Origin of the sequence: Amycolatopsis keratiniphila (genome assembly GCF_000400635.2) — a bacterium.
GTDB lineage: Bacteria > Actinomycetota > Actinomycetes > Mycobacteriales > Pseudonocardiaceae > Amycolatopsis > Amycolatopsis keratiniphila.
In genome coordinates this window covers 8,335,467-8,353,258 of the sequence record NC_021252.1, presented here as the reverse complement: position 1 = coordinate 8,353,258, position 17,792 = coordinate 8,335,467, and the positions used below count along the sequence as shown (strand labels likewise).

The following is a 17,792-nucleotide window of genomic DNA, read 5'->3' as shown; positions in this document are numbered from 1 at the left end:
CTTAGCGGCTTCGTCAGGGGAGTGAGGCCCCAAATGTGCCCCAAAGTTACCATCAAGCTGGTGAACTAGCTGGTCAGGAGCGCCTAAGGAACTCTCTGTAAAACAGATGACCCCGCTTCGGGCTTGGTGCCCGTCTTAGGGGCCGCCGGCTTTGTCGGTGGGCTTGGCTAGCCTCGCCAGATGGGGCTTGACAGCTTGACCGAGGAGTCGGTCCGCGAGGCGATGCAGGAGTTCGACGAGCTGGGTTTGCAGGCGTTCTGTGAGCGTTACGGGCTCAGTCGCGTATATGACTCGGTGGTTGTCGAGGGTCGCCGTCAGTACAGCGCTCCCGCGATCGCCGCGGCCGCGCATGGGCTCGTACCTGGTGGTGCGCCACTGGCCTCGGACGAGGTCGCCGACGAACTGGCTGTGAAGAAGCATCTTGGGAGGTTGGGGTTCTTGGTTCGGAAGGTCACGCCGCCTCCGTGGAAGCGGGACGAGTTGGTGTTGGCCTGCGCCGCTCTGTTCGAGAACGATCGGAAGGCGCTGCGGGCTGGGGATCCGCGGGCTGTGGAGCTGTCGCGTGTGCTGCGGTCGATGGGAATCCGTACGCCGGACCAGTACGGGACGAAGTATCGGTCGCCGGCGAGTGTTCAGCGCAAGCTCTATGACCTTCAGACCCGTCTTCGGGAGTACACCGGGGTGCCTACCAGGGGTGGGCATCTCGACACGGCTGTGTTGGCCGAGTTCGAGCGGGACACTGCGGCGATGATGGCCGAGGCCGCGGCGATCCGAGCCCGTGTCGACGGCGGTGCCGAGGCTTCGCCGGTAGAGCCGGCAGAGGCGGAGGCGGCAGGGCCGGGGGTGGAGCGTGCATGGTCGCTGTTCTCGGCGGGAGGGGCGCGTAAGTACGGCGGTAACGGTGGCTATCCGGACGTGCTGGGTGAGCAGTACGTCTACGACAACCAGGTGTCGAACTCGCGTCGCGTCGCGGTCGGCGACTTGATCGTCATCCGAGACGCGGACCAGATCCTCGGAGTGAGCAGGGTCGAGCGGATCGACGCTCAGGCCGGCGTGCCCAAACCCCAGAAAGTCTGTCCCACCTGCGGTGGGACCCGGTTCGACGAGCGTAAACGCCAGCTCCCGAAGTACCGATGCCGTCGGCCTACCTGCCAGGCGGAGTTCGACGAGCCCGGTACCGCCTCCAACGACGTCACCCAGTTCGTCGCGAGCTACGGCCGTGGTTGGCGCAGCCTCGCCGGCGCGATCACCTGGGACGAGTTGCAGGCACACCTGTTGGATCACGCTCCGCAAAACGCCATCCGCCCCCTGGAGCGAGACGCGCTACTGGCGCTGCTCCAGGGACGTTCGGTGCCGCCCCCGCCCCACCTGCCGGAGGGCAAGAAACGGGAGGCGCCCAAAGGCGGGCATCGCGAGGGCACGGCGCGGTTCCGGGTCGGCCAGGACAAGTTCAAAGCGAATCTGCTCCAGGAACACGGTGTTCGATGCGCGATCACCGGCCCCTGCCCCGAGCAAGTACTCGAAGCCGCCCACCTACGTAAATTCGCTGAACACGAGTCCCACGAGGATGGCCTGCTCCTGCGCGTCGACATCCACAGGCTCTTCGACCGCAAACTCCTCGCGATCCACCCCGACACACTGACGGTCGTCATCGCACCCACACTCGCCGACTACGACGACTACGCCAAACTCGAAGGACTCCCCGTAACCGCCGCCGCCACTGCCTCAGACGCCATCCGCGACCACTTCCACGACACAACCACAGCTTGGACATGACGAGGAGTCGGGAAGTGACAGCGGGGGCATGTCGAACCTGTCACCCCTGTCACTCTGTCACTCCACCCCTTGCGACCTGCATAAATAGGAGTGACACGAGAGTGACAGTGGTGAGTCTGTAGCTCTTCCCACTCTTCTTCTATGTCACACCAGTAACTACGGCTGGAACAGGAGGGGGGTCTGTGCCGGACCCCCCTCCTGTTCCAGCCGTTCTCCCGTCGAGTGAGTGACAAACTGAGTGACAATCGGTGCGGATCACGAGGTACATCAGTGGATGTCCACGGACGACGATGCTGCTGGTCGCACGCAGGTGGGCGCGGCCGGAATCCTGACGACTTTGCCTCGTAATGAATAGGTCAGGGGTTCGATTCCCCTAGGCGGCTCCGCAGGTCAGGGCCTCATTCGGAACACTCCGGATGAGGCCCTGACTCGTTTCCGGCTCGGCCTCGGCACCGAGCCGGAAGTTCACCCGTTGGTGTCACCCTTGAGGAACATCCGGGACAGTGAGGTGCCCACTCCCGTGAGGTGCTCGACGAGCGTGTCCGCGTCCGCGTCGAGCAGCCCGGAGCGCCACGCGAGCATGATCTCGACGAAGCCGCCGATGCCCAGCAGGACGTTGACCCGGAACTCCAGCCCGTCCACGTCCGGCTTCAGATGTGGCCGCGCCAGGTCGATCAGCAGGCCGGTGGTCTCCTGGACGGTCTGCCGCCGCAGTTGTTCCAGCACCGCGCTGCCCGCGTGGTCGCCGAACAGGATCTGCGCGCGCGACGGCTCTTCCTGCACGTGGTGCACGACGACGTCGACGGCGGCGCGGAGCTGGTCCAGGGCGGGTTGCTCGATGCGGGCGGCGACGGCGTCGAGGACCATCCGCAGGGTCTCGTCGCGCACCTGTTCCCAGGCGGTGGCGAGGAGCGCGTCGCGGTTGGCGAAGCTCTCGTAGAAGTACCGGTCGGTCAGGTTCGCCCGCGCGCAGACGCCGCGCATGGTGACCGCCGCCCAGCCCTGTTCCTGCCAGATCTCCAGCGCGGCGCCGAGGAGTGCCAGCCGCCGTTCGGCGCGGCGTTCGTCGGCGGTTTTGCCGCTGTAGCGGCGGGACGCGGTCACCCCTCCATCTTGACAGCAGGTGCCCTCAGATTCATTCTGAGGGCATGCGACCGCAGAATGGCCTGCGCGCCGGGCTGGCCTCCGCGCTGACGTCCGCTTTCGTGCGGCCGATCGCCAACGCGATCCCGGCCAACCGGGCGGGGGTCGCGTTCTCCCGGGCCTTCATCGCGAGCAGTTTGTGGCTGGCCTCGCCGCCGTTGAAGGGGAGCCGCGTCGAGCCCGCCATCCGCGGCGAGTGGGTCCGCGCGCCCGAGGTGAGCGAGGGCAACGCCGTGGTCCTCTACATCCACGGCAGCGGTTACGCGCTCTGCTCGGCGCGCACGCATCGCGGGCTGACCACGCGGGTCTCCGCCGGTACCGGGCTGCCGGTCTTCGCCTGCGAGTACCGCCTCGCGCCGCGGCATCGCTTCCCGAGCGCCGCCGACGATGTCCGCGCGGCCTACGACCGGCTTCTCCGCCAGGGATACCGTCGGATCCTCGTAGCGGGCGACTCCGCGGGCGGGCATCTCGCGGTCGACCTCGCCGCGCAGCTGATCCGCGAGCACCGAGAACCGCCCGCGGCGTTGGCGCTCTTCTCGCCGCTGTTCGACGTGACCTTCGGGCTCGCGGCCGAACGAGAGCGCATGAGCCCGGATCCGATGATCTCCGCCGCCGCGGCCGCGCGGCTGGTCGGTCTGTACACAGTGGACGCCGATCTCGCGTCGGAGCGGCTTCGGTTCGCCTTCGACGACATCAAGGGTTTCCCGCCGACGATCATCCAGGCGGGCGGGCTCGAAATGCTCGCCGCGGACGCCATCGAGCTGGCCAGGGCCCTGCGCCGCGCGGGAGCCGACTGCGAACTCGACGTGGTCCCCGGCCAGATGCACGTCTTCCAGGCCTTGACCCGCTTCATCCCCGAAGCGGCGCCGGCGATGGAGCGGGCTTGCCGCTTCCTCACCGGGAACCTTCCAGCGATCGTGAGGGCGGCATGACCAAGCGGACCCACGGAGCACATGCCGTCGTCACGGGCGCGGGCAGCGGGATCGGGAAGGCGATCGCGGCCGAGCTCGTCCGGCGCGGCAGCCGCGTCGTTTGCGCAGACATCGACCTCGAAGCCGCCGAAGAAACCGCGAAAACGCTCGAGAACGCGGTCGCCATCGCCTGTGACGTGTCCGATGTGGACGAAGTCGCGGATTTGGCGAGCCAGGCACGGTCCTGGTTCGGCCGCGAGCCCGACCTCGTCGTCAACAACGCCGGGATCGGCGCGGGCGGCAAACTCGTCGGGCAGAGCCCGCTGTCCGATTGGCAGCGGACGCTCGGCGTGAACCTCTGGGGCGTGATCCACGGTTGCCACACCTTCGTCCCCGCCATGCGCGCGGCGAAGGCGGGCGGCGTCATCAACGTCGCGTCGGCCGCCGGATTCACCGCCGCGCCGAGGATGGCCGCGTACAACGTGAGCAAGGCCGGGGTCGTCAGCCTGTCCGAGACACTGGCCGCCGAACTGTCCGGCACCGGCGTCGCGGTCACCGTGCTGTGCCCGACCTTCGTGCGCACCAACATCTTCGGCGGCGAGCTCATCGAAGACGGCGCACGCGGTCTCGCGCAACGGGTGTCCGATGTGGTCGGGTTCTCGCCGGAGCGCGTCGCGAAGATGACCCTCGACGCCCACGACCGCGGACGCCTCTACGTCGTACCGCAGCCCGACGCCCAGCTTCTGTGGCACGCCAAGCGGTTCGTGCCCGTCCCGTACACGCGGATCGCCGGCCTGCTCGGCCGGTTCCTGCCCGCCGAAAAGGAGAAGTGATGGCTTACGACTTCACGGCGATGCTCCAGACCATCAAGGACAAGCAGTGGTCGCTGGCCGACATCGACTGGGACGCGCCCGGCGCCGAGACGATGACCGACGAACTCCGCGCCAAGATGCGGCCGTTCATGGCCGACCTCGTGTGGATCGAGCACGTCGGCGCCCGCGGGTTCGCCTCGCTGGCCAAGAAGGCGCCGACCCCGGTGATCCAGGAGATCTACCGTTACTTCCACGCCGAGGAACAGAAGCACGCCAACGCGGAACTCGCGCTGATGAAGCGCTGGGGCATGCTCGACGAGCACGGTTCGATGCCCGAGCCGAACATCAACGTCAAGCTCGCCATCAAGGTCCTCGACGACTTCGGCGACACACTGCCATTGACGGCACTCGCCACGCTCATCCCGCTGCTGGAATGCGCGCTGGACGGCGCACTGGTGAAGTTCCTGCTGGAAGAGGTCTCCGATCCGGTGTGCCACCAGGTGTTCCGGCACATCAACTCCGACGAGGCCCGGCACATCACGGCCGATTTCGAAGTGCTGGAACTGATCGGCGCCGGATCCACGACCAAACTGCTCACCGAATCGATCGGCTCGCTCAAACCCCAGATCGTCCTCGGCCTGATCGTGGTGTTCGTCCCGCTGATCAACAAGATGCGGGACAACATCGTCGCGATGGGCCTGCCGGAGAAGAAGCTGTACAACGCCGTGAAGCGGTTCTCCACCATCGGCGGCCGCGGCGAGTTCACCAAACGCATCCCGGCGTACCACGTGCTCAAGGCGCAGGCGGCGATGATCGTCGACCGCTCGCACGTCTACCACCGGCTGCTCGCCGACCCGATGGTGAAGGTCACCCGGCTGATTCCCGCACGGCTGCTGGGAAAGCCGCAGTCGTGGACCGAGGAGATCACCCACGAACCGGTCGCGTCATGAGCCTCGGTGCGTTCCGGGGCGAGGTGCTGCGCGGCACCGAGTGGTTCGGGCACGACTTCACCGGACAGCGTGTCGCCGTGGTCGCGCCCGGCCGCGAGGCGGCGCAGATCGTGCCCGAGGTGGTGGCCACCGCGCGGTCGGTGAAGGTGTTCCAGGAGGAGCCGGATTGGGTGGTGCCGATGCCGGTCCCCGGGCCGGCCGTCCTCGGTGTCGCCGTCGCCCGGGTTTTCCTGCGCTGGCAGGTGAAAGACCCCTGGATCCGCAGGCTCCTGACGCCCGACCGACGTTTCGGCTCGCGGCGGACGGCGCCGGGCCTCGGCTACTACGGAGCACTCCGGCGGCCCGGCTGCAAGCTCATCACCTGGCCGGTCTACGCCTTCGCGCCCGGCGGGATCCGCACCGCCGAAGGTATCGAGCACCAGGCCGACGTGGTGGTGCTCGGGCCCAGCTCGCTGTTCGCCAAGAAAGGACTCCCCGCATGAAGCCGGACCACGAGATCGCGATCATCGGCGGGGGATTCTCCGGTATCGGGGCCGCGATCCTCCTGCACCAAGCCGGTTTCGAAGACTTCCTGATGCTGGAGGAGGGCGACGGCGTCGGCGGCGCGTGGCATTGGAACACCTATCCCGGAGTCGCTGTCGACATCCCGTCGTTCAGCTACCAGTTCTCGTTCGAGCAGATCTCCGGCTGGTCGCGGGTCTACGCGCCCGGCCGTGAGCTGAAGGCGTACGCCGACTACTGCGTCGACAAGTACGACATCCGCCGCCGCACCCGCCTCGGCAGCAAGGTCGTCTCCGCGACCTTCGACGACGAGACGCACTTGTGGCGCCTCGAAACCGCCGAGGGCCGGCCGCTGACGGCGCGCTTCGTCGTCGGCGCCACCGGCGTGCTCACCCAGCCGAAGCCGCCGGACATCGACGGCATCGACGCTTTCCGCGGCACGGTCATGCACACCGCGCGCTGGGACCACGGCGTGGACCTGCGGGGCAAACGCGTCGCCGTCGTCGGCACCGGGGCCTCGGCCGTGCAGGTGATCCCGTCGATCGCGCCGGAGGCCGCGCATCTGACGGTGTTCCAGCGCACGCCGATCTGGTGCCTGCCCAAACCCGACGCCGCGTTGCCCCGGACGGCGCGACTCGCGCTGCGGCGGCTGCCGGGAGCGAAACTGGTGTCCCGGCTGGCCAGCCAGGCCCTCGTCGAGGTGACCTTCCCGCTGGCCGCGCATTTCCACAATCTCCTGCCGACCGCGGGCGCCGGCGAGCGGCTCGGGCGCGCGCATCTGCGCCGCGCGGTCAAGGATCCCGAAACCCGCGAGAAGCTGACCCCGCGCTACGCCTTGGGCTGCAAGCGACCGAGCTTCTCGAACGAATACCTCCAGACGTTCAACCGGGACAACGTCACGCTGGAGACCACCGGCATCGAGGCGATCACCGAATCCGGCGTGCGCACCGCCGACGGCACCGAGCATCCGGCCGACGTCCTGGTGCTGGCGACCGGGTTCAAGGTGTTCGAGAAGGGCAACATGCCCGCCTTCACCGTGCGCGGCGCGGGCGGCGCCGATCTCGAGAAGTTCTGGGCGGAGAACCGGTTCCAGGCCTATCAGGGCGTCAGCGTCCCCGGTTTCCCGAATTTCTTCACCATTCTCGGACCGTACGGCTACAACGGTTCCTCGTACTTCAACCTCATCGAGACGCAGACCGCGCACATCATCCGCTGCCTGCGCAACGCGAGGAAGACCGGCGCGACGCGCGTGGAGGTCACGAGCGAGGCCAACGACCGGTACTTCCGGAGCATGCTGGACCGGCGCAAGCACCAGGTGTTCTTCCAGGACAGCTGTTCACTGGCCAACAGCTACTACTTCGACGCTAACGGGGACGTGCCGTTCCGCGCCTCGCCGACGCTGGAAACCATGGTGACGAGCCGGTTCTTCGACCTCGACGACTACGCCTTCGCGGACGGGCGGTGAACACTGGCTGAAGTCCGCCGTCCCCGGCCGTGACGGGCCTTAGGTTCGATTCCCCGAACCTGGAGGCTGGTCTTGGAAGGCTTTCCCTGGGACGTCCTGCTCGCGGTGGCCGGGATCGCCGTCCCGGCCGTCGCTTTCCTGTGGGAGTTCGCGCTCGTCGGCCGGAAACGGCTCGGCTACCGCGTGCAGATGGACACCCCGACGGCGTCCGGGCGCGGGTTCGCGCCGACGGCCGACGCGCTGGCGCAACTCCAGCACGAGAACGGCGAGCGGCTCGTCGACCCGTCGTTCGTGCTGCTGCGCATCGAGAACAACGGCACCACCGACATCGACACCGACGACTACGCGGTCAACGAGAACGACCGCGTCGGCATCCGCGTGAAGTTTCCCGGCCGCACCGTGGCCGGGATGGTGGTGACCGAACTCAGCTCGCCGCATCTGCACGAATGCTTCGGCGACGACTCGGGTTTCGGCGCGCGCGACGAGAATCCCGAACGGCCGGCGGGCGTGATCGATCTGCCGAGGGTGCCGCTGAACCGCGGCGCGCACTACAAGATCCTCGCCGTGCTCGACCGCATCCCCAACGGCTCGCCGGACGATTTCGACGATCCCCAGGTCGTCGGCGAGATCAAGGGCGGCAGCCTCCGCGAGACCAAGAGCCGCACCGGGCCGACGACCTCGGTGATCGCGCTCATCCTGTTCCTCGTGGTGATCAGCATCTTCCAGCTGACCCGTTCGCTGGTCTTCGACGAGAAGCCGCCGCCGCTGGACTGCGCGTCCGGGAAGCTCACGATCACCGGATCGACGGCGTTCGCGCCGGTGCTGAAAGAAGCGACGGCTTCGTACGCGAAGACGTGCCCGGGTGCGTCGTTCGCCTTCGACACCCGGGGGAGCGCGGAAGGGCTCGGCAGCCTGAATCAGGCCGGGAACGACGGCGTGCTGGCGTTCTCCGACGGCGCCAAGGGCGAGGGCTTCCCGCAACTGCTGCCGCGTCCGGTCGCGTTCTCGCTGTTCACGCTCGTGATCAACTCCGACGCCGGGGTCCAGGACCTCACGCTCGCGCAGATCCGCGACGTCTACGACGGCAAGATCGCGAACTGGCGGGAGATCGGCGGCAAGGACCGGCCGGTGCGGCTCGTCGACCGGCATTCCGATTCCGGTACGCGGCGGACGTTCGAGGGACAGATCCTGGCGGGCAAGCGGGAACCCGGTGACAACTCCGACGACTGCCTCAAACCGGCGCCGGGTGCGCAGCCGGGAGTGGTGCGGTGCGCGAAGCCGTCCACGAACGACGTCCTCGACGCGGTGTCGCGTGTGCCGGGCGCGCTCGGCTACAGCGAGCTGGGCGCCGCCACGAAACGCGAGGACGTGCTGGCGGTGCGGATCGACGGCCACCAGGCGACGCTGGAGGGCGCGATCCACGCGGCCTACCCGTTCTGGGAGACCGAGTACGCGTACACGTTCGGCGAGCCGAAGGCCGACTCGCTCGTGGCGAGCTTCCTGCGGTACCTGACCAACCAGGTCGGCAAGGACATCGTGCGGTCCCACGGGCACCGGCCGTGCGCGGAGCTGGCGAATCCGGTGCTGTGCCGTCCGGGCGCGTGACCGCGGCGGAAGGCGATGGGCCGGGTTGGTCGTGAGTGGCGTTTCGGGTTAGAACCCGAAACGCCACTCACGACCAACTGGACCGAGGTCAGGCAGGCGGCTTCAGGGTGACGACCGTGGCGCTGGTCTCGCCCCGCGGCGTCCGGTACGTGATCTCGTCGCCGTCCTTCGCGCCCACGAGCGCGAGGCCGAGCGGGCTGTCCGAGGTGACCGTGGAGGCGTCCGCGTCCTCGCCGGGGATCGTGACGATGTGGAGCTCGTCCTCGTCGCCGTCGGCGAACCTGAGGGTGACGGTGGTGCCGTCGGGGAGCAGGCCCTTGCTGTCGCGGCCGCCGTGCTCGAGTTTCGCCGCGACGTCGGCGATGCGCCGGTCGAGGTAGGCGGCGGCCTCCGCGCGGTCCAGCACCTCCGCCTGGTCGGCGGCGTCGCCGGTTCGTTCCTGCTCGCCGACGAGCGGCGCCATCGCGTCGCGCTGCGCACGCAGATCGGCGAGTTCCTTCTCCAGCTGCCGTCGTGCGGCCGGGCTGAACCCGTTGTCCCCTGAGGTCACCATGCCGGGCATTGTCCGCTACGGATCGGCGGCTAGCCACCTAGATTTTTCACCCGCTGTGATCGGACAGGACGCTTGCCCTAAGCTTCAGGGCTCGTGTCCTGACTACTTGGTGTAAGGAACTTCGTGACCGCCGTTCCCGGCCGCAGCGCGCGGCTCTCCCCCAATCAGCTGCAGAAACAGGAACAGATCGTCGAAGCGGCGCGTGTCGTGCTCGCCAGGGACGGGCTCGCGGGCTGCACCGTGCGGGCGATCGCGGACGCCGGGCCGCTCACGAAGAGTGCGATTCATTACTACTTCGCGGACATCGACGTCTTGATCGACCGCGCGATGGCGGCGCACATCACAACGTTCATCGCCGATTTGCGCAAAATTTCGGCGAAACACGATCACCCGGATGAGCGGCTCTTCGCCGCGCTGGAGGCCTTCCTCGCCGAGTTCTCCGGCCGCCCGAACGCGGCCTTCCTCTGGTTCGAGTACTGGATCGCCGCGGGCCGCGCGCAGCATCCTCAGGCCATCGACGTCATGCTGACCTCGATCACCGAACTGCTGGCGGAACTGCTCGCCCCGCTCGACGTCGAAGACCCGCGGGCGCGGGCGCGGGCCCTACTGTCCTATCTGCTCGGTGCGATCGTCCAGCAGCGCGTCCGGCGGCGGCCGTTCGCCGCACTGCGTGGTGACATCGAAGCGCTCTGTTTCGCGAACTACGGCTAGAAATACGCATTAGATCCGTACCGTTACGGATTGTTCGCTCTTCCGGCTCCGGTCATGGTGAGGTTCCCCTTCCCCTGCCTCAGAGCTAGGAGACGACGATGCGCATAAGACGGTGCATGGCCGTGGCGATCGCGGCCGTCGCGGCGTTCACCATCCCGGTCGCCGCGAGTCCGGCGACCGCGGACCAGCAGGCCGAGGACGCGCAGGTCCAGATCTACGAGGTCTTCGGCACCGGGACTTCCCAGCAGCGCACCCAGATCTCCCGGCTGGGCGTCGATGTCCTCGGCTCCGCCGGCGGCACGACCACGTTCATCGGTGAGGCGAGCGACGCGGCGAAGATCCGTTCGCTCGGCTATCGCGTCGAGCAGCGCGGCGTGGTCGACCGGTCGGAGAAGGTCGGCACCAACGCGATCAACGACTTCCCGCCGTCGGACTCCGGCTACCACAACTACGCCGAGGTCACCACGGAGCTTCGCAACGCGCAGTCGAACTACGGCTCGATCGCGCGGTTGAGCAGCGTCGGCAACTCGTATCAGGGCCGGGCGCTGAACCTGCTGAAGATCAGCGACAACGTCGGCACGGACGAGAACGAGCCCGAGGTCCTGTTCACCTGCAACCAGCACGCGCGTGAACACCTCACCACCGAGATGTGCCTGCGGATCGTGAACCGGTTCACCCAGGGCTACGCCTCGGATCCGGCGATCAAGCGGTTCGTCGACAGCGTCGAGATCTACGTGATCCCGAACGTCAACCCCGACGGCTCGGAGTACGACATCTCCGGCGGCAGCTACAAGTACTGGCGCAAGAACCGGCAGGGCAACGGCACCGACCCCAACCGCAACTGGGCCTACAACTGGGGCTGCTGCGGCGGTTCGTCGGGCTCGACCACCAGCGAGACCTACCGCGGCCCGTCGGCGTTCTCCGCCCCGGAGACCAGGGCGGTGTCCAACTTCGTCAACTCGCGCAAGATCGGCGGCGTCCAGCAGATCAAGGCGAGCATCGACTTCCACACCTATTCGGAGCTCGTGCTGTGGCCGTTCGGCTTCACCTACAACGACACCGCGCCCGGCATGACGGCGGCCGAGGCGCAGCGGTTCCAGACGCTGGGACGGCAGCTGGCGGCGACCAACGGCTACACGCCGCAGCAGTCGAGCGACCTGTACATCACCGACGGGACGATCGACGACTGGATGTGGGGCACCCACAAGATCCTGAGCTTCACCTTCGAGATGTACCCGCGGGGTTCGAACCCCGGCTTCTACCCGCCCGACGAGGTGATCGTCCGGGAGACCACGCGTAACGACAAGGCCGTGGACCTCCTGCTGAACACCGCCATCGGCTGACGCTCCAGAGTTCCGTGAAGGCCTCCTTCCCTACTCTCAAGGTAGGGAAGGAGGCCTTCACGGACTTTCGCGCATAGGGTGCGGGGCATGCCGATGTTCGAATTCGAGGGGCACCGTCCCCAGGTGGATCCCGAAGCGTGGATCGCCCCCACCGCCACCCTGATCGGCGACGTCGTCGTCGAGAAGGGCGCCTCCGTCTGGTACGGCGCCGTGCTGCGCGCCGACTTCGGGAAGATCATCGTCCGTGAGGGCGCCAACATCCAGGACAACTCGGTCATCCACGTCAACGGCGGCGTGACCGAGGTCGGCAAGAACGTCACCGTCGGGCACCAGTGCCTCGTGCACGACTGCACGATCGGCGAGCAGGCGCTGATCGGGAACGGCTCGACCGTGCTCGACAAGGCGCAGATCGGCGCGAAGGCATTGGTCGCCGCCGGCGCCACGGTCACGCCCGGCATGGTCATCCCGCCGGAGACGGTCGCCATGGGCAGCCCGGCGAAGAAGCACGTCCCGCTCGACGGCACCGCCCGCGGCTGGGTCGAGCACAACGCGGTGATCTATCAGGAGCTGGCACGCCGTCACGCGGAGAGCGTCAAACCGATCGATTGACTCTCCAGTAACTGGAGACCATAGCTTCGGCGCATGGCACCGAAGTCGAAGAAGAAAACCCATCAGGCGACCCTCGAGCTGACCGCCGGCAACGCGCCGGTGGTCGACCTCGGGAAGACGCTCGGGCAGACCGGCGTGAACCTCGTCGAGGTCAAGAAGGCCTACGACGCGGCGACGGCGGCGCAGCGGGGCGACATCGTCCCGGTGGTCGTGTCGGTGTTCGAGGACCGGTCCTTCGAACTTCGGCTGAAGACCCCGCCGGCGTCGTTCCTCATCAAGAAAGCCTTGGGCGGCAAGGGATCCGGCCGCCCGGGGCATGAGGTCGCCGGAAAGCTGACCCGGGACCAGCTGCGCGAGATCGCCGAGCGGAAACTGCCGGACCTCAACACCGGCGACGTCGAAGCGGCCATGCGCACGATCGCGGGCACGGCCCGCTCGATGGGCGTCGCGATCGAAGAACCGTGACGCGCAAGCATGTGATCGTCCCGCCTTTCCGCGACCTCGACCCGGGCCTCGAAGTCGCGGAAAGGCTGCTGGCCCAAGGGAATCCGTGGCTCGCCGGCGTCGTCTCGGCGCTGCCGGACGAGCATGCCGCCGCCGACCGGCTCAACCGGATCCTCGCCGGGAACGGTGCCGCGCCGCGGCTGGTCGAGTCCGGGAAGGGCTGGCGGCTGGTGCAGGTGACGGCGTGGCCCGGCTGCGGTGACCTGGTCGCGGGAGCGTCCGGGCTGGCGGAACTCGTCGTATTCGGTGGCTGGCGGCGGATCAAACGCTGTGCCGTCTGCGCACAGGCGTTCTGTGACCGCACGGCCGGGTGCAGCCGCCGGTGGTGCGCCGGACATCGTCCGCACGCCGGGTCCCGCGCCGTGCTCTAGGCTGGTCCGCACCAGCGACTGGCGCCATTTGAGGTGGAGCACCACCGGGAAGCGACGACGAGGCCGGTACCGCGCGCCTGGGTCCGGCCGTCTCTGGCAGGAGTACGTCCGATGACACACCAGCCCGAACTTTCCGCGCTCGCCGCCGCCGACCCGCAGATCGCGGGGCTCGTGGAGGACGAGGCGAAACGCCAGCACGACAAGATCCGCCTGATCGCGTCCGAGAACTACGTTTCCCAGGCCGTACTCGAGGCCACGGGCACCGTCCTCACCAACAAGTACTCCGAGGGCTACGCGGGCAAGCGGTACTACGAAGGCCAGCAGCTCATCGACCAGGTCGAGAACCTCGCCATCGAACGGGCGAAGGCCGTCTTCGGCGTCGACCACGCGAACGTCCAGCCGTACTCCGGCTCCCCGGCGAACCTCGCGGTGTACCTGGCTTTCGCGCAGCCGGGCGACACCGTGCTCGGCATGGCGCTGCCGGACGGCGGCCACCTCACGCACGGCTGGAGCGTGTCCGCGACCGGCAAGTGGTTCACCCCGGTCCGCTACGGCGTCCGCAAGGAGACCGGCCGCGTCGACCTCGACCAGGTCCGCGAACTCGCGCTGAAGCACCGGCCGAAGCTGATCTTCGCGGGTGGCACCGCGATCCCGCGCACCATCGACTTCCCGGCGTTCGCGGAGATCGCGCGCGAGGTCGACGCCGTGCTGGTCGCCGACATCGCGCATATCGCCGGGCTGGTCGCCGGCGGCGCGCACCCGTCGCCGGTCGGGCACGCGCAGGTCATCACCACGACCACGCACAAGACGTTGCGCGGCCCGCGCGGCGCGATGATCCTCTCCGACGCCGACCACGCGAAGGCCGTCGACAAGGCGGTGTTCCCCGGTCTGCAGGGCGGCCCGCACAACCACACGACCGCCGCGATCGCCGTCGCGCTGGGCGAGGCGCAGAAGCCGGAGTTCTCCGAGTACGCGCACACGATCGTCGCGAACGCGCGGGCGCTGGCGGAGGCGCTGGTCGAGCGCGGCTACGACCTCGTGTCCGGCGGTACCGACAACCACCTGCTGCTGATCGACCTGACGAACAAGAACGTGCCGGGCAAACCCGCCGCGCAGGCGCTGGACCGCGCCGGGATCGAACTGAACTACAACACCGTGCCGTTCGACCCGCGCAAGCCGTTCGACCCGTCCGGCATCCGGCTCGGCACCTCCGCGATCACCACCCGCGGGCTGGAGCCGGAGCACCAGGTCAAGGTGGCGGAGTGGATCGACCGCACGATCACCGCGGCGGCCGGCGGGGAACAGTCCGCTTTGGACACCATCGCCGCCGAGATCCGCGAGTTCCTGGCGCCGTTCCCGATCCCGGGCTACGCGGCGTAGACGGTCTCGTGAGTGGTAAGGACGGTTCTAACCGTCCTTACCACTCACGAGGCGCAGCACCGGTGATGTCACGTGACTGGACGGACGTCACGCGAGCTTGGACGGACGACACGCGTGATCCGGCGGACGAGACGCAAAGGGGCCCTTCATCGCATGCGATGCGGTGAAGGGCCCCTTCGGTGCTTAAGTGACTAGTGAGCCGCCGGACCGTCGATGGCCTCCTTGGCCAGCCGGTCGGTCTCACGGTCGAGCGAACGCTTGATCTCGGCCTCGGCCTCGGAACGCCCGACCCAGGTCGAACCCTCGACGCTCTTGCCCGGCTCGAGGTCCTTGTACACCTCGAAGAAGTGCTGGATCTCGAGCTTGTGGAACTCGTTCAGGTGGTGGATGTCGCGGAGGTGCTCGAGCCGCGGGTCGTTCGTCGGGACCGCGAGGACCTTGTCGTCCGGGCCCTTCTCGTCGGTCATCCGGAACATGCCGATCGCGCGGCAGCGGATCAGGCAGCCCGGGAAGGTCGGCTCCTGGACGAGCACCAGCACGTCGAGCGGGTCGCCGTCCTGGCCGAGGGTGTCGTCGATGAACCCGTAGTCGGCGGGGTACTGCGTGGCGGTGAACAGCGTCCGGTCGAGTTTGATCCGACCGGTCTTGTGGTCCACCTCGTACTTGTTGCGCTCCCCCTTGGGGATTTCGATAGTGACGTCGAATTCCACGCCGGCCTCGCTGCTCTCGTCTTTGGTACGCCCCGCCGTCGCGGACGGCTCACCGAAATCATCGTCTTGTCTTCACTAGTGTGGACCACGGGGGCCCGGGCGGTCGCATCGATGTGGTCGTATGTGAGCTTGGCCCCTTCCCCGGACGGTGGATGAAGGAGTGTTGCGTGCCGGAAAACGATGTCCCGATGTGGCCGTCGGACGACAAGGACACCTCATCCGCCGAGCCCAAGGGCACCAAGGGGGAGGGAGAGGCCACCGTCTGGCTGCCGATGTCGGGTCTGGCGAACGGCAAGACCGAAGAGCTGGCAGTGCCGAAGGTCACACCCGAAAGTGGCTCCTGGTTCCAGCCCGTCGTCGAGGTGGAGGAGGAGCCGGACGTCCCGGAGACCCCGACGCCGCAGTGGTCCGCCTTCGAGCCGGCGACTCCCGTCGAGCCGGAAGCGCCGAAGACGGTCTTCGTCCAGCCTGTCCAGCCACGGCAAACCGATGAGCCCGACTGGGAGCAGTTCGACCGGGGAACCGCGACGCCGGCGAGGGAGCATGAGCTCGCGAGACCCGAGCCGCGGCCGGAACCCCCGCAGGATCCGCCGCGCCGTCCCGAGCCGAGCCGGGTCGATCCTCCGGCTCCCGCGCCGGTCCCGTCCGCGACCATGCACGCGCGCCCGGTCCGCATCGAGCCCGCCGAAGAGCGCTTCGACTCCGAAGCCACCGTCGGGATCCAGCAGCCCGAGCCGCCTTCTCAAGAACCCCCGGCCGGCGAGGCCGAATCCGCGCCCGCGCCGAAGCCGAAGCGCAAACGCAAGGCCTTGCTGATCACGACGCTGGTCGTCGTCCTGCTGCTCGCCGGGATGGGCGGCGCCGCCGCGATGCCGAAGGTGTCGAACCGGCTCGGCCTGCCCTGGGCGCCGAACGCGCCGAAGGGTGAGATCCCCAAACCCGCCGGTGTCACCCGGGTCCTGCACGGGCCGGACATCAACGGCGCCGGGCCGACGAAGGAAGGGCTCGCGGCCGCGCTGGCCGGCCCCGCCGGTGCCGCCGACCTCGGCACGCTCACCGGCACCGTCGTGGACGCGGCGTCCGGCGAAGTCCTGTGGGACAAGAACTCCGGCACCCCGCTGACCCCGGCGTCGACCACGAAGATCCTCGTCGTCGCGGCCGCGCTGCTGTCGATGGAGCACGGGACGCAGTTCTCGACGAAGATCGTCCAGGGCGCCGAGCCGGGCACGGTCGTCCTCGTCGCCGGTGGCGACCCCTCGCTGACCGCGCTGCCGCTGGGCACCGATTCGCCGCTGTACCCGGGCGCGGCGCACGTCGACGACCTCGTCGCCCAGGTCAAGAAGGCCGTGGGCGGCAAGATCTCCAAGGTCCAGCTGGACATCAGCCTGTTCAAGGGGCCGACGTCGGCGAAGGGCTGGGACCCGGAGGACACCGCCGCCGGGAACACCTACATGGCGCCGGTCCTCCCCGTGATGGCCGACGGCGGCCGCACCGACCCGAAGAACGACCACTCACCCCGCGTGGCGAACCCGGCGGCCGCGCTGACCCAGAAGATCGCGGGGAAGCTCGAAGCCCAGGCCGGTGGTACGACGACGGCGCCGAAGGACGCGAAGGTGCTCGGTGAGGTCAAGTCTCAGCCGCTGACCGAGTTCGCCAACTCGCTGCTGCAGCTCTCGGACAACCTGATGGCCGACGTCCTCGCCCGCCAGCTCGCGCTCGCGAAGGGCGCCGAGCCGTCGTTCACCGGCGGCGCGACCGCGACGATGGACGTGCTCAAGCAGGCCGGATTCGATCTCACCGGGGTCCAGATCAACGACGGCAGCGGACTGTCCGACCAGAACAAGATCCCGGCCAAGGTGCTCAGCGAGATCCTCGCGGTCGCGGCGGCGCCGGACGGCAAGGACCCGAGGACGCCCAAGCTGCGGCCGCTGCTGGCGGGCCTCCCCGTCGCGGGCGGCAGCGGGACGCTGGAGAAGCGCTACGGCGACCCGGCGTCGGCGGCGGGCCGGGGCTGGGTGCGCGGCAAGACCGGGACGCTGTCCGGGGTGAACACCCTCGCGGGCGTGGTGCTGGACACCGACGGCCGGATGCTGGTGTTCGCGCTGATGTCGTCCGGTTCGGACCAGAACAAGGGCAGGGCCGCGCTCGACGTCGTCGCGGCTACGTTGCACAAGTGCGGCTGCAGATGATTTCGGTGAACCCGCGACCGCGATCGCGTCGCCAGGGCGCACTTTTCGTCTCCCCGGCGTCGTGCGTTCGGGGCGCCCTGCCGCCGCGATCGCGGAGCCTTCGGCGGGCGGGTTCACGTCGTAGTCGGTCGGCCTTCGGTTGTTCGCATCTGCTCCGCCACCGTCTCCCGGTGAGCGACCGGAACCGGAGCGTGAGGAAGTCGGGACGGAAACCGGTCTCCCAGCGGGTAGCGTCGTAAGAGTGACTGAGGAAACGCCG

The 17,792-nt window shown here is 68.3% G+C and carries 17 protein-coding genes; 14 read left to right on the top strand and 3 right to left on the bottom strand.

Annotated features, from left to right (window positions below; translation table 11 throughout):
• Positions 1 to 180: 180 nt before the first annotated feature.
• Positions 181 to 1,776 (top strand): HNH endonuclease signature motif containing protein, encoded by a 1,596-nt coding sequence (locus tag AORI_RS78725; RefSeq protein ID WP_016337802.1) that lies wholly within the window; start codon positions 181 to 183, stop codon positions 1,774 to 1,776.
• A 465-nt stretch (positions 1,777 to 2,241) separates the two neighbouring features.
• Here AORI_RS78725 and AORI_RS78720 read toward each other — a convergent pair whose 3' ends face one another.
• A complete protein-coding gene (locus AORI_RS78720) occupies positions 2,242 to 2,880 on the bottom strand; it encodes a TetR/AcrR family transcriptional regulator (protein WP_016337801.1) in 639 nt (212 codons plus the stop codon).
• Between the two features lie 44 nt (positions 2,881 to 2,924).
• Between AORI_RS78720 and AORI_RS78715 the strand changes: the two genes are divergently transcribed.
• From AORI_RS78715 to AORI_RS78690, 6 genes are all read left to right on the top strand, one after another.
• Entirely contained in the window at positions 2,925 to 3,851 is a 927-nt protein-coding gene (locus AORI_RS78715; RefSeq protein ID WP_016337800.1) for an alpha/beta hydrolase, read from the top strand.
• Positions 3,848 to 4,663 carry an SDR family NAD(P)-dependent oxidoreductase gene (locus tag AORI_RS78710; protein WP_016337799.1) on the top strand — a complete coding sequence of 272 codons (816 nt, stop codon included), beginning with the start codon at positions 3,848 to 3,850 and terminating at the stop codon, positions 4,661 to 4,663. The genes AORI_RS78715 and AORI_RS78710 overlap by 4 nt, the downstream gene beginning before the upstream one ends.
• Positions 4,663 to 5,592, top strand: coding sequence for a hypothetical protein (locus AORI_RS78705; RefSeq protein ID WP_016337798.1), 930 nt, complete (start codon positions 4,663 to 4,665; stop codon positions 5,590 to 5,592). The genes AORI_RS78710 and AORI_RS78705 overlap by 1 nt, the downstream gene beginning before the upstream one ends.
• The gene (locus AORI_RS78700; RefSeq protein WP_016337797.1) at positions 5,589 to 6,074 is read left to right on the top strand and encodes an NAD(P)/FAD-dependent oxidoreductase; all 486 of its coding nucleotides are present in this window, start codon (positions 5,589 to 5,591) and stop codon (positions 6,072 to 6,074) included. The genes AORI_RS78705 and AORI_RS78700 overlap by 4 nt, the downstream gene beginning before the upstream one ends.
• Positions 6,071 to 7,558, top strand: a complete 1,488-nt coding sequence (locus AORI_RS78695; RefSeq protein ID WP_016337796.1) for a flavin-containing monooxygenase — start codon at positions 6,071 to 6,073, stop codon at positions 7,556 to 7,558. The genes AORI_RS78700 and AORI_RS78695 overlap by 4 nt, the downstream gene beginning before the upstream one ends.
• Before the next feature lie 72 nt (positions 7,559 to 7,630).
• On the top strand, positions 7,631 to 9,163 hold the full coding sequence (locus AORI_RS78690) for a PstS family phosphate ABC transporter substrate-binding protein (protein WP_016337795.1): 1,533 nt from the start codon (positions 7,631 to 7,633) through the stop codon (positions 9,161 to 9,163).
• An 88-nt stretch (positions 9,164 to 9,251) separates the two neighbouring features.
• Here the strand turns inward: AORI_RS78690 and AORI_RS78685 are convergent, their stop codons facing one another.
• Complete coding sequence (locus AORI_RS78685) at positions 9,252 to 9,716, bottom strand: GreA/GreB family elongation factor (protein ID WP_016337794.1); 465 nt, start codon at positions 9,714 to 9,716, stop codon at positions 9,252 to 9,254.
• Positions 9,717 to 9,839: 123 nt separating this feature from the next.
• On the opposite strand from AORI_RS78685, the gene AORI_RS78680 reads away from it, so the two are divergent.
• From AORI_RS78680 to AORI_RS78655, 6 genes are all read left to right on the top strand, one after another.
• Positions 9,840 to 10,427 carry a TetR/AcrR family transcriptional regulator gene (locus tag AORI_RS78680; protein ID WP_016337793.1) on the top strand — a complete coding sequence of 196 codons (588 nt, stop codon included), beginning with the start codon at positions 9,840 to 9,842 and terminating at the stop codon, positions 10,425 to 10,427.
• A gap of 116 nt (positions 10,428 to 10,543) precedes the next feature.
• Positions 10,544 to 11,770: a M14 family metallopeptidase gene (locus AORI_RS78675; RefSeq protein WP_016337792.1), complete on the top strand. Its 1,227-nt coding sequence runs from the start codon at positions 10,544 to 10,546 to the stop codon at positions 11,768 to 11,770.
• A gap of 87 nt (positions 11,771 to 11,857) precedes the next feature.
• Positions 11,858 to 12,379: a gamma carbonic anhydrase family protein gene (locus tag AORI_RS78670; RefSeq protein WP_016337791.1), complete on the top strand. Its 522-nt coding sequence runs from the start codon at positions 11,858 to 11,860 to the stop codon at positions 12,377 to 12,379.
• A gap of 33 nt (positions 12,380 to 12,412) precedes the next feature.
• Positions 12,413 to 12,844 (top strand): uL11 family ribosomal protein, encoded by a 432-nt coding sequence (locus tag AORI_RS78665; RefSeq protein WP_016337790.1) that lies wholly within the window; start codon positions 12,413 to 12,415, stop codon positions 12,842 to 12,844.
• Entirely contained in the window at positions 12,841 to 13,254 is a 414-nt protein-coding gene (locus AORI_RS78660) for a CGNR zinc finger domain-containing protein (RefSeq protein ID WP_016337789.1), read from the top strand. The genes AORI_RS78665 and AORI_RS78660 overlap by 4 nt, the downstream gene beginning before the upstream one ends.
• Positions 13,255 to 13,365: 111 nt before the next feature.
• Complete coding sequence (locus tag AORI_RS78655; RefSeq protein WP_016337788.1) at positions 13,366 to 14,634, top strand: serine hydroxymethyltransferase; 1,269 nt, start codon at positions 13,366 to 13,368, stop codon at positions 14,632 to 14,634.
• 191 nt (positions 14,635 to 14,825) lie between these two features.
• Here AORI_RS78655 and AORI_RS78650 read toward each other — a convergent pair whose 3' ends face one another.
• Entirely contained in the window at positions 14,826 to 15,344 is a 519-nt protein-coding gene (locus AORI_RS78650; protein WP_016337787.1) for an inorganic diphosphatase, read from the bottom strand.
• Positions 15,345 to 15,496: 152 nt separating this feature from the next.
• On the opposite strand from AORI_RS78650, the gene dacB reads away from it, so the two are divergent.
• Entirely contained in the window at positions 15,497 to 17,533 is a 2,037-nt protein-coding gene (gene dacB / locus AORI_RS78645; RefSeq protein WP_123798683.1) for a D-alanyl-D-alanine carboxypeptidase/D-alanyl-D-alanine endopeptidase, read from the top strand.
• Positions 17,534 to 17,792 lie beyond the last annotated feature (259 nt).